Raw genomic sequence first — 12,110 nt, forward strand, 5'->3', positions numbered from 1 at the left:
TCCTCCTCCCTACTCCCTACTCCCTACTCCCTACTCCCTACTCCCTACTCCCTACTCCCTACTCCCTACTCCCTACTCCCTACTCCCTACTCCCTACTCCCTACTCCCTACTCCCTACTCCGGTGATCCGCTGTTCCCTTTGCTATTAGTGCCAAAGGTCTAGTAAACCCAGAAGCCCAATACTGACCCTAGGGTGGTATTGGGCTTTGGCTTAATGTGAAAATACTGTAAACACTCAAGGCAATCGTTGAGTCCAACTAAACAAGCGTGAGACAATTCCTCTGGCTAGGTTTTGGCTCGATTCTTGAGAATCATCGGGAAAAATATAACCGACTGGTACCACAATCAGGGTAATGCCCCGCCGACCAACAACTGTAACTGGGTCTTCAGGTTCAAGGGTGACTTGAAAATCAGAGCATACTTCTGCTGGCCAGTAAGTTGCTTTAAACTTGACTCGTCCTGGCTTATGAGGGGTAATTGTCTTTTCTACCTTGCCAGTGCCAGGCTCTGAGAATAGGTTCATTTCTTCCATGGTGGGGTTTTTAGTTGATTCCATTTGCTGCAAGCTCCCTCAGCTTTACCTTACCTTTAAACTCTACTTTCCTTCTTTAAAGCCTGGTGAGGTATCCCATGCCACTATTTAAACCTGTACACAATTCCTTGGTAGTTAAGGTCTTAGCAAGATTCGGCTTTAATCCTCGCTCTGTCTACTATTGAACCCTGCTATGCCATTGGTGATAGGTCGTTCTTTCCATAGACAGTTGCTTAACTGGCAACTTGTCCACCTAAAGAATTAGGGCAAAAAGCTTCCAGGTATGGATGATACCGAGTTGCATTCAAACAGATTAAATTGGTTGGATAGGGAGATGGGGAGATGGGGAGATGGGGAGATGGGGAGATGGGCGGATGAGATTGTTGTACCTTTGACCGCAACTTGGTATGAATATAGAAAATTGAAAAGTGATGCAGCGCTACTCCCTACTCCCTACTCCCATTAACCCAAGACGAAAGTACCTCACCCCATTGAGAACTGCTATCAATGATAAATGACCAACAACAATACCATATATCTTTTGTAATTCTGATTTCCGCAGTAGCTGCCATTGGTGGTTTTTTATTCGGTTTCGACAGTGCAGTGATCAATGGCACGATTACAGCACTGCAAAAAGCCTTTAACTCCACTAGCGTCGGGACGGGATTTTCAGTATCTTCGATGCTGCTAGGTTCTGCAGTTGGGGCGTTTTACGCTGGACAGATGGCAGATTGGTATGGCCGCAAAAAGGTGATGCTGATCACTGCTGCTTTATTTACTATCAGTGCCATTGGCTCTGGTATAGCAATCAGTATCTGGGATTTTATAGTCTATCGACTGGTGGGTGGCATTGCTGTGGGTGCCGCTAGTGTAATTAGTCCAGCTTACATCGCAGAGGTTTCTCCAGCTCACCTGCGGGGAAGGTTAGGTTCTCTGCAGCAATTGGCCATTGTTATTGGTATTTTTATTGCTTTTGTCAGCAACTACTTGATTAGTATGGCTACCGGTTCAGCAGAAGCACCACTTTGGTTTTCTATACCGGCTTGGCGCTGGATGTTCTGGATGGAGCTTATTCCAGCAACTGTTTATTGGGTCGGGGCTTGGTTGATTCCTGAATCTCCCCGCTTTTTGGTCTCTATTGGCCGATTGACAAAAGCTGCTGCTGTTTTCGCCAAGATTGAGAGTGGTGATGTCCAAGCCAAGGTCTTGGAAATTCAGCAAACACTTCTCAAGGAGCGCAAGCCTAAACTGTCTGATCTGATTGGTAAAAATGGTATGCTCCTTCCCATTGTCTGGGTGGGCATGGGACTATCTATATTTCAACAGTTTGTGGGAATTAATGTAGTATTCTACTATGGTAATGTTTTATGGCAAGAGGTAGGGTTTTCAGAAGGAGATTCCCTGCTAATTAATGTTATTACTGGCGCTATTAATCTTATTACTACCCTTTTAGCGATCGCATACATCGACAAATTTGGACGCAAACCCCTTCTGCTGATCGGGTCTATTGGGATGACCTTGACCTTGGGGATAATGGCATTTATTTTCACTTTCGCCCACTTGGATAGCGCTGGTGAATTGATTCTGACTCACTCTCAAGGGATTGTCGCCCTCTTAGGCGCTAACCTCTATGTGTTCTGCTTTGGCTTTTCCTGGGGACCAGTGGTCTGGGTGATGCTAGGGGAAATGTTCAACAACCAGATTCGAGGGTCTGCACTGTCTGTTGGTGCTTCAACTCAATGGATGGCAAATTTTTTCATTACCATCACCTTCCCCATTCTCCTGACTAGGTTTGGTTTAGGTACTGCTTATGGTCTTTATACCATTGCTGCTGCTATCTCCTTTTTCTTAGTTGTTTTCGCAGTTCGGGAAACTAAAGGTAAGGAACTTGAAGCAATGTGATCGTAAGCTATCAGTTATCAGCTTAAGCGCTACGCGCACGCGTGCGCGTTCAGCTATCAGCTATCAGGGGCTGGTGGCCACCCTACTTGAGGTGATTTTGAATAAAATAAGCTGTTCACTTAGCTTGAGCCTTGGCCTATGGCTACGCTACGGGAATGGCTGACTGCTGACTGCTGACTGCTGTTCGCCCAGCGTGCGCGTAGCGCATATGCTTACTCCTGCTGTTTTAGCTCCTGCTCATCTTCTTGCATTAGCTCCTGTTCTCCCTCCTGTTGTTGCTCCTGCTCATCTTCTTGCATTAGCTCCTGTTTTCCCTCTTCTTCTTCCTTCTGCTTTTCCTCATATTCTTTGAGAAGTTCAGCAACTCGCTTCTGAATCTCTAGGTGTTTTTCTACACCTTCATAAGTATAACGGTTGTAACCATTCCTGTCAATTATAGCTTCTAAATTATTAATCCGTTCTTTAGTCTCTGGGTGAGTTGAAAGCCAAGGAAATAATGGTTTTGGTCCACCTTGATCATGCAGGGTAATCATCAAATTGCGCAATCCATCTGCTGCATAGCCACTAGCCGCAAGAATTTTAGTTCCTAAATCATCAGCCTGACGTTCCATATTCCGGCTATAGTTAAGTACAATTAAATTAGCAGCAGTGCCACCATAGGGGATAAATTGGGCAATGTTAGCAGTCAAGTTACCTTGAGTGACTAACTGGAAACCGTGGGATAACACAGCATGGGAGAGTTCGTGAGCCAGTAAACCAGCTAATTCTGCTTCGGACTTGGTTTTTAGGATAGCCCCAGCGTTGATAAATATTTTACCTCCTGGTAGAGCAAAAGCATTGAGTTGGTCATCCATAACTACATAAAACTCGTACTTAAACTCATCGCGACCTGTTACCTTGGTAAGTTCATTTCCCATTTCCCGCACATACTCCAGCACTTCTTCGTCTTCTAGCATCGGTAATTGCTTTTGTGCTTGCTTAGCAATTCTTTTCCCAATGCCTGATTCTCCCTGAAGCATTAATACAGTTGACTCTATTGCCGACAGGGGACCAAAAAGATTGCCAGTAAAGACAAAACCTAATGTTCCAGTGATCACATTCATTATTGTATTACCGGTAATTTCATTCCGGAGATGGGAAATGTGGCGGTCTAGATGCTGATCAGCCAGCTGAAGAAACTCTTCCGATTGAGGATTCTCAGTATTAAACAGGGCAAATTCACGAGCTACCAGAGATGCTTCAAACCAATTTTCTGAGTCTGCTAGCATTGCCATGGTTACCTTGATTAATTCCGGCTCATGGGGATATAGATTTTTAGCTTGCTTTAAAACTAATAATGCTTCATCAAGCCGCTCATAATCTTTTAGAGCTTGAGCGTAGCTTATATGACCGGGAATAAATTCTGGTTGCTGCTCTACTAAAAACTTGAGGGGAATCAGAATTTTACTTTCTAAATTTTTTTCTAACCCTGATTCATAGTTACGCCAGTACACTCCACCAGCGGGAGAGAGTTGAGCGGTGTCGTAAATTGCCTCGGGTAGTTCTTGAACTGGTTCTGGATTATCAAAAGGATTCTTGGCTTCACGATATAGTTGTTCAGCACCAATTATATCTCCACTTAGATAAAGTCTATCGGCTTCAATCAGTTTCTGCTGTTTTGCCAGTTCTTCTGGGCTGATTTCTTCAGCTTCTGCTTCCAGGTCGTTTTCGTTAGCGTCAACAGCCGTTGTGGTTTCTTCTTTCTCTACCTCTGTATCTGAAGCTTCTGTATCTGAAGCTTCTGTATCCAAAGCCTCTGTATCCGCAGTTTCTGTATCCGCAGTTTCTGTATCTGAAGCTTCTGTATCCGAAGCCTCTGTATCCGCAGTTTCTGTATCCAAAGCCTCTGTATCGGAATCAGTATCTTTGGTATCTGAGTCTATTGTAGGTACAGTTGTCGTAGAGCTGTCTGTTTCTGGAAGCTCCCTATCTACTAAGGTATCTTGCTGCTCCGTGTCTTCAGTGGAATTATCCGGTAATGGCACTTCTATATCTATAGGATTTCTAGGTATAGGTATACCAGTATCGGAAGTTTCGGTAGAGGCATCGGTAGTCGGTGCTTCAGTTTCAGATATATCCCCCGACCTAGGAACTTCAGTATACTCTGACATGTCAGAAACCTCAGTAGCCCATGCATCTGAGACAGTTAGAGGTTCACTACTGTGTTGGATCGGTTCCGATTCCCCGATTTTGGGAGACTCAGCTAAGGCAGTTGAGGCTTCACCCGCCATTAGGATTCCTGACCAAATTAGCACTAAATTTCCAAAACGTTTCATAATCAAATTGTCGGTATTGACTAGAACGGGATATTGATATAACTAGAAACTAGACTTCTTACAGAAGTATAAAACTTCGGATATCCGATCTCGGAAGGATTATGGAGATTAGTTTTGGACTTTTGCAAGAGGTCTAATATACCCAAGCTTAGGTCAGGTGATAGGATAAGGTCATGAGCGGTTGATAGGGAAGCATCTCAGTACTTATTCTTGTTCACAAATAAATTCCGCTTGGTAGATAGTATAACTATACGTTATTTTACCGATTACCGATACACATAATTGCGCTATGTCCATCAAATGAAATAAATCCCGATCGGGAGTTATATAAATCCAGTTCAACACGGTGGCTTTTTACTCAGCTGGGCGACACTTACTTTTACTAACCTTAGACTCGTCTACCCAATCATTTTTATTCACTTGTTTTGGTAGTGTTATTGTAAGCATTCAGCATTCAGCCGTCAGCCTTGGCCACGCTATCCGAATGGCCACGCTACTTGAGGTGCTGTCAGCTAACGTAACTCAGCATTATTCCAATGCTTACCTGTTTTATTCAAAAGCACCTCAAGTAGCACCATCTGTAGCGCATTAGCTGATAGCTGATAGCTGAATACTCAAGTGTTATCGGTAGTGTTTCTATTACAGTAGTTATGGCTCGATAGTAATTCTAGTTACCAATTGCCAATTCCCAATTCCCCTAGCTTGACAATCCCCATGCTCCCGAAAAAAATATTAGTTATCTGATTCTAACTAGTCTATCAGTAATTTCTCAGATTGTTCTGTAAAACTGATAATTAGTAATATTAATATAAATATTCCGACAAAGACTGATGAAGTTCCCCAGCCGTTTGCTGGAAAAATTCTTGAATAACTACTACCATTATCTTGATTTACGTTCCCTACGGGTAAGACTAACCTTAGGAATTGCCGCTGTTTCAGCCTTAGGTATGGGGAGTTTGGCAATTTGGACCAGCTGGAAAATGCAGCATATTCTGGTTTCCACTCACAAACAGAGTATTAGTTATATTGCAGAGCGCTTCCCCCAGGATGTAGAAATCTATAGCGATATGGTTACCCCGGAAACCGGGATGCAAAAGGCAATTGATAAACTCAGCAATAGTAACACCCTACTCTGGGTAAAGCATCCCAACAATGGTATTGTTGCTCAATCTGAAGCCCTAGAGGTCATGGACACTCTGACTTCTCCGGAGTATTTGTCACGGATACCGCCCATGCCGGAAATCTTGGAAGTAAACGGAAGCTACTGGGTGGTTTGCGGCACTACTTTGGAAGTTAAACAAACCAATCTCGGTAAGTTTTACATTGCCCAAGACATTACTAGTGATCAAAAGATGTTTTTGCAGCTGATCCGGAGTCTGGGGATTGCTACAGTACTTGCTATTGGAGGGATGTGTATTGCGATCGCATTCTATATTAAGCGATCGCTCCAACCACTACAGTTGATGAGTCAGCTAACTGAGAGTATTTCTGCTGATGATTTGGGGGATGTGCAAATACAGCTCGATAATGCTCCCACAGAAGTCAGAGAATTGGCACAAACCTTTGACGAAATGCTCGTGCGTCTGAATGATGCCTTAGAAAATCAACGGCAATTTGTTAGCAATGTATCCCATGAATTGCGTACTCCTTTAACCTTAGTCTCTGGCTATGTCCAAAGTACGTTACGTCGCGGTACTAATTTGAGTCCACCTCAGCGCGAAGCTCTAGAAATTGCGTCTTCAGAAGCTGACCGCACAGTGCAAATGTTGCAGGATTTACTGGATTTGGCACGAGCAGATAGTGGTCATATACACTTCAATCTAGAAGCCTTTGTCTTAGATGACTTGGTGGAAGAAGTTGCTGAGATGGCAAGACAATATAGTAAGCGAGTTATTAAAGTTGAGAGTAATAAACCTGGGATTTGGGTCAAAGCTGATATCAATCGCCTCAAACAAGTCTTACTGAATTTGATTGATAATGCCGTCAAATACTCTAGTATTGATAAACCAGTCACCGTTAAGTTATCTCAGGTAGATGGCAGTGGCAGAATTGAGGTCTGTGATCGTGGTATCGGTATTCCTTTAAAACAACAAGCCCGTATTTTCGACCGCTTCTATCGGGTCGATGAAACTAGAACTCGTTCTACTGGTGGTGCGGGTTTGGGACTATCCATTGTCAGGACGTTGGTCGAAGGCATGGGGGGGAATGTCAAAGTGCGATCGCAGTTAAACAAAGGAAGTACATTTACAGTTTGTTTACCGTTAAAGTACTAGGAAATATTGCCGGGCATCAGGATTTTGGTATGACTATCCTATTATCGGTAGGGTTTTCCTGAAGATATTGCTATTTTACTATGGCAAGAGACAAGTATCATGAACTAGTCAAAGCAGCGCTAGTCAAGGAAAGATGGCTGATGATTACGGATGACCCGCTCATTGTAGAAGCTGGCAAACGTAAGATTCAGGTTGATTTGGGAGCTGAACGGTTAATTGCTGCTCAAAAAGATGGTGAAAAGATTGCTGTATAGATAAAAAGCTTTATTGGTGTCTCAACGCTTCATGATTTTTACCAAGCTTTGGGGCAATTTAGTTTTTATAAGTTTGCTCTTGAAAAAAAGATGCCAGAACGAACATTATTTTTAGCTGTACCAGATGATACCTATGACGATTTTTTCAAGGAAGACTTTATTATGGAACTACTGGATCGCTATCAGGTGAAAATGCTGGTGTATCGGATAGATGAAGCAATTATTGAACGATGGATAAAGTAGCTAAATATAAGTCAATTGTTCGTCAAATCACCATAGAAACTGGGAAGCTGGGTGAGCGTCCTGATGATGAGGTGAAGAGTCAGATTATTTTAGATGATGAGAGAGGACACTACCTGCTTTATTTCAATGGATGGCGTGGCTCTAAACGAACTTACGGTTGTTATCTACACATTGATGTTAGTCACGATGGGAAAGTTTGGGTACACTACGATGGCACTGATTTGCGTATTGCAGAGCAATTGGTACAGCTCTCAATTCCTAAATCAGATATCGTATTAGGGTTCATCTCACCAATTAGGCGAGCAGATACCGGGTTTGCTATCAAGTAAGTCTTAGGATTGGTAAATGCAATCACCTAGCGTGACCTACCGTCAATCCCGACAGTCAAAGACTGTTGCCATGATCATTAGCGAGTGGCGGGGAAACTGCCACCAATGAAGTGAATATCGCTGAAAGTTTCGTTCGCGTAGCGTGACCGTAGGTCAATCCACAAACGAGCGCCACAATCGAGTGGATTATCCGGCTGATACACAATCTTACACGGACCGAGGATTTCGACCTCGTTGCCGTAGAGATTGGTGCCCTTTCGTTTTACTGAAATCACTGGCTTCCGGTCTTTGGGACTTTTCTTGATATTCGAGCCAATGTGATTGCGATTGACATTAATCTTAGCTAAAGCAGGGGGACGACTAGTGCGCCATTTGCCCTTTGGTCCACGGGTACCTTTGGTAATTTGTGGCAAATGGTTGAACAAAGGAATAATCCAGAATTTCCCGGTTTTATAGGCACCCCGGACGCGACCCTTCTCTAGAAGTTGGCGCAATCGTCTAGAGGAAATTCCTAATAAAGATGCCGCTTCAGTAGTACCAACACACTTGTTCATCAGTTGACTCTCCTTTAACTATTCCTATAATACTATTATAAGAGAGAAAATAAAAATTGACAATGTCAGGGAATCGGGAATCGGGAATCGGGAATGCGATCGCATATAACATCGATCGGGAAATGCGTTCGGGTAGCTTGACCGTTCGCGTAGCCTGGCCAAAAGGCCAAGGTCAATCGTGCAGCGGCTCCAAGCTCCCATCGCAGATAGTTGCTAGTTAATTTATAAAGTAATTTATATTTGGGGACACAGGATTGTTTCCCACTCCACTACTCCCCGCTCCCTATTCCCTATTCCCTATTCCCTGTTCCCTGTTCCCTGTTCCCTACTCCCAAATTTGTAACAAAAATTTTAAAAAAATGTTATAATTAAAGATTATTTGTGTTAGTATAAAAATACCGTGGGCGCTAAAACGCTCCACGGTAAGAGCCAGCCACAGATTTTTCCCGACTCTCGGGCTGGCTCTAGTACCCCAGTTAAAGGATATATCTTGATTATGTCGTACTCCCAACGCCTACACCCATGGGTAGTTGTTCGGCTGTTGCCCAAAATGCAACGGGTGGTTGTTGCTCGTTTCCGCAACCGTTCTGATGCGGAAGGTCACTTGCAGGCTCTGAAACGACTGATGCCTGATGGGAAATTTATCATTATCTTCGATATTGGTCAGCCTATAGACGCCCAGCCTATAGACGGCGAGCCTATAGACGACGAGCCTATAGAAGAAGAATCTTAAGGAGCAGGGAGTGTGGGAAGTGTGGGAGACCCAGCTCCCCAGCAATCAAATTTTAGTCTGACCCCAGAAACAGCTCTGCAAAGTAGAGTGGGCGTTCTTCAGTAATTAGTCTTAATTCAGTCAATAGTCTATGGCAAAACGTGCAGATATTGGTAGCAAACGTCTAATCAGTCTCGCCCCCAATGCTTGGGTGCAATGGGTAACGGGTAATCCCCAAGTGCGAGCATCAGAGTTACTCGATGCTGAATTCCAGTGGATTAGTCGGGAAAGCGATGTAATTCTCAAAGCCTCTAGTCCTGAACATCAAGAATTTCTGATTCTCAATGAATTACAACTGCGCTATAGCCAGGCAATGCCTAAGCGCATGCGCAATTATGTTGCCTTAGCTGAGGAGAAATATAACCTATCCACTTATCCAGTATTAATTAACATCTTGCCGCCCCCAGCCACCGTTACCATTGAAGACTGCTACGACAGTGAATTCATGGGATTAAAGGCGCATCAAGATTATCGGGTAATTAATCTGTGGGAAGTAGATGCTGACTTGGTACTGACACAACCTTTACCATCGCTACTACCGTTTGTTCCAATCTTAAAAGGAGGTGGTAGTGAATCGAAATTGCGCTCAGCAGTGCAGGCACTACGAGCGGATCAAACTTTGAACCAACTAGAACCATTGTTAGCTTTCTTTGCTAGCTTTGTGCATAAGATACCGTTAATTCAACAAATCATGAGGTGGGATATGACAGTATTACGAGAATCACCCTGGTATCAAGAAATTTTACAAGAAGGAATTCAACAAGAACGTCGCCGGAGTTTAGAGCGCATCCTTAACCTGCGATTTGGAGATATTACTTTAGATATATCCCGGAAAATGCCAGCTTTAACTCTCGAACAATTAGACGAGTTAATCGCCATAGCATTAACTGTGAATTCTTTAGATGAGTTTACTCAACAGTTGCCCAATTAATTAAATAAATAGTGCGACACCCCACCTCACCCGTGGGGTGTGTTTTCCTCGGCTCTTAGTTTTGATGCGGTCAATCGACTATAGAATTTTAAGTTGATATAACATTTATCATAGCTATGAGGTACGCTTGAGCCATTAAGAATTAAATTCGCCACGGGTCGCACCTGAGGTAAACAGAAATTTGACCATCTTCCCTACTCCCTACTCCCTACTCCCTATTCCCTATTCCCTATTCCCTTATTAAACCCTTTTTAATTATGTCACCAAATCAACAAACAGCATCTGAAACTAAACCTGAAACTAAACCTGAAACTAAACAGTATATCCCTTCTGTATTTCGCATCTCTCCTATAATTCGGATTACCCTAATAACATTTTATTGGGCGCTGTTGATACCATTACCGTTTTTAGCTAAAGTATCATCGACTCCAGTATCGCCAATAGTCCTGTGGATAGGAATTAGCTTAGGATTTCTAGCCCTCTATGGTGCCTTAAGCGAACAGGTGATTGTAGATGACGAAAAAATTCAGGTGGCTTATCCCAATTGGGTGCCCCGATTCTTTCGCAAAGGTTGGCAATTACACTGGAAACAGGTGAAAGACTTGAAAATGCGCACCACAGGTCAAGGAGGGCTTGTTTACTATTTCATTAGCCAGTCTTCTGACCAAGCTTACTTGCTGCCAATGCGAGTAGTAGGATTTAATCGCTTAGTTAAGTTAGTACAAAACTATACCGGGATAGATACTACCGATATTCGTCCCCTAGCCCAGCCTTGGATGTATCTAATTTTGTTCGGATTCACCCTCTTGCTATTACTTGTAGATGGCTGGACAATAACCACAGCTATTAATCAGGGTTTGATTTATTAATCACAATACCTTGATGCAGCTCCTCCCCATGAGCGACTGCATCAAGACATTGATAATTTTGAATGGGAGCAAAGCGATTGACTAATCCCTTGTTGCAGCTCAAACAGGTAAGCCTGACCCTCTCAACCAGGGCTAAAGCAGCTGGAATACCTATATTAAGTGATATTTCTTTCGAGGTCAGCCAATGCGATCGCATCAGCGTGATTGGACCATCTGGTGCGGGTAAAACCTCTCTGTTGCGCCTGTTGAACCGACTAAGTGAGTCCACCCAGGGAAATATTTACCTAGATAATCAGAACATCCGGAATATCCCTGTCCTAGAATTGCGCCGACAGGTCATGCTGGTACCTCAAGAACCAAAACTGTTAGGGATGACCGTTCAGGAGGCTCTAGCTTATCCGTTGGTATTGCAACAGCTGCCAAAAAAAGCGATTGGCCGTAGGCCACGCTACGCGAACGCACAACGGACACAAGAGATTCGAGAGAGACTGCGTATTCCAGCGGAGTGGTTAGAGCGTACAGAGTTACAACTGTCTTTGGGACAACGGCAATTGGTTGCGATCGCACGAGCACTAGTTGTCCAACCAAGAATAGTGTTACTCGATGAGCCCACCTCAGCCTTAGATGCTGGTATAGCCTCTCAGGTGATCAGGGTATTTACAGATTTAGCGCAAAAGGAGCAGATCACAATTTTGATGGTCAATCATCAGCTAGATATGGCTGAGTTATTTTGTAATCGAGTATTGTATTTCCAAAATACTCAGTTACTCCAAGACACGACCGCTGAGCAGATTAATTGGCAACAATTACGAGAGAGATTAGTACAAGCAGAAGCTGAAGCATCTCAACAGTGGGCTTAATAATTTGTTGACAGTTGACGGTTATTTGAATTTTGCTAGCATGCCTATTGCTAGCATGCCTATTGTCTATTGCTAGCATGTCTATTGCCTCTTGCCTCTTGCCTCTTGCCTATCATGCGTCTAACTTCTCTTGATGTCTTTCGAGGTATTGCCATGGCTAGCATGATTCTAGTCAACAATCCAGGAAGTTGGTCTTATGTCTATCCCCCCTTACTTCACGCTAAGTGGCATGGTTTTACACCCACAGACTTAGTATTTCCTGCCTTTTTATTTATT

General features: G+C 43.5%; 11 protein-coding genes and 2 pseudogenes. 10 read left to right on the forward strand and 3 right to left on the reverse strand.

The window, feature by feature from the left end; genetic code table 11:
• Positions 1 to 235: 235 nt before the first annotated feature.
• On the reverse strand, positions 236 to 556 hold the full coding sequence (locus F6J94_RS20690) for an NfeD family protein (protein ID WP_293043813.1): 321 nt from the start codon (positions 554 to 556) through the stop codon (positions 236 to 238).
• A 310-nt stretch (positions 557 to 866) separates the two neighbouring features.
• On the opposite strand from F6J94_RS20690, the gene F6J94_RS20695 reads away from it, so the two are divergent.
• Positions 867 to 998, forward strand: a complete 132-nt coding sequence (locus tag F6J94_RS20695; RefSeq protein WP_293043815.1) for a hypothetical protein — start codon at positions 867 to 869, stop codon at positions 996 to 998.
• 41 nt (positions 999 to 1,039) lie between these two features.
• Positions 1,040 to 2,434 carry a sugar porter family MFS transporter gene (locus F6J94_RS20700; RefSeq protein WP_293043817.1) on the forward strand — a complete coding sequence of 465 codons (1,395 nt, stop codon included), beginning with the start codon at positions 1,040 to 1,042 and terminating at the stop codon, positions 2,432 to 2,434.
• Between the two features lie 212 nt (positions 2,435 to 2,646).
• Here F6J94_RS20700 and F6J94_RS20705 read toward each other — a convergent pair whose 3' ends face one another.
• Positions 2,647 to 4,749, reverse strand: a complete 2,103-nt coding sequence (locus F6J94_RS20705) for a M48 family metalloprotease (protein WP_293043819.1) — start codon at positions 4,747 to 4,749, stop codon at positions 2,647 to 2,649.
• A gap of 830 nt (positions 4,750 to 5,579) precedes the next feature.
• Between F6J94_RS20705 and F6J94_RS20710 the strand changes: the two genes are divergently transcribed.
• From F6J94_RS20710 to F6J94_RS20720, 3 genes and pseudogenes are all read left to right on the forward strand, one after another.
• Positions 5,580 to 7,022 carry a HAMP domain-containing sensor histidine kinase gene (locus tag F6J94_RS20710; RefSeq protein ID WP_293043821.1) on the forward strand — a complete coding sequence of 481 codons (1,443 nt, stop codon included), beginning with the start codon at positions 5,580 to 5,582 and terminating at the stop codon, positions 7,020 to 7,022.
• An 80-nt stretch (positions 7,023 to 7,102) separates the two neighbouring features.
• Positions 7,103 to 7,519: pseudogene (locus F6J94_RS20715) on the forward strand (element excision factor XisH family protein).
• On the forward strand, positions 7,507 to 7,848 hold the full coding sequence (locus F6J94_RS20720; protein ID WP_293022352.1) for a XisI protein: 342 nt from the start codon (positions 7,507 to 7,509) through the stop codon (positions 7,846 to 7,848). Before F6J94_RS20715 ends, F6J94_RS20720 begins: the two are co-directional and overlap by 13 nt.
• Before the next feature lie 77 nt (positions 7,849 to 7,925).
• Here the strand turns inward: F6J94_RS20720 and F6J94_RS20725 are convergent, their stop codons facing one another.
• On the reverse strand, positions 7,926 to 8,402 hold the full coding sequence (locus F6J94_RS20725; protein ID WP_293043823.1) for a DNA-binding protein: 477 nt from the start codon (positions 8,400 to 8,402) through the stop codon (positions 7,926 to 7,928).
• Positions 8,403 to 8,898: 496 nt separating this feature from the next.
• Between F6J94_RS20725 and F6J94_RS20730 the strand changes: the two genes are divergently transcribed.
• From F6J94_RS20730 to F6J94_RS20750, 5 genes and pseudogenes are all read left to right on the forward strand, one after another.
• Positions 8,899 to 9,135, forward strand: a complete 237-nt coding sequence (locus tag F6J94_RS20730) for a hypothetical protein (RefSeq protein WP_293043831.1) — start codon at positions 8,899 to 8,901, stop codon at positions 9,133 to 9,135.
• Positions 9,136 to 9,265: 130 nt separating this feature from the next.
• Positions 9,266 to 10,105: an Rpn family recombination-promoting nuclease/putative transposase gene (locus tag F6J94_RS20735; protein WP_293043825.1), complete on the forward strand. Its 840-nt coding sequence runs from the start codon at positions 9,266 to 9,268 to the stop codon at positions 10,103 to 10,105.
• A 257-nt stretch (positions 10,106 to 10,362) separates the two neighbouring features.
• Positions 10,363 to 10,974 (forward strand): hypothetical protein, encoded by a 612-nt coding sequence (locus tag F6J94_RS20740; RefSeq protein WP_293043827.1) that lies wholly within the window; start codon positions 10,363 to 10,365, stop codon positions 10,972 to 10,974.
• Between the two features lie 77 nt (positions 10,975 to 11,051).
• Positions 11,052 to 11,834, forward strand: a complete 783-nt coding sequence (locus tag F6J94_RS20745; protein ID WP_293043829.1) for an ATP-binding cassette domain-containing protein — start codon at positions 11,052 to 11,054, stop codon at positions 11,832 to 11,834.
• A 114-nt stretch (positions 11,835 to 11,948) separates the two neighbouring features.
• Positions 11,949 to 12,110, forward strand: a pseudogene (locus F6J94_RS20750) (DUF5009 domain-containing protein); the annotation flags it as partial.

This window comes from Moorena sp. SIO1F2 (assembly GCF_010672755.1).
In the GTDB taxonomy this organism is placed as follows: Bacteria; Cyanobacteriota; Cyanobacteriia; order Cyanobacteriales; family Coleofasciculaceae; genus Moorena.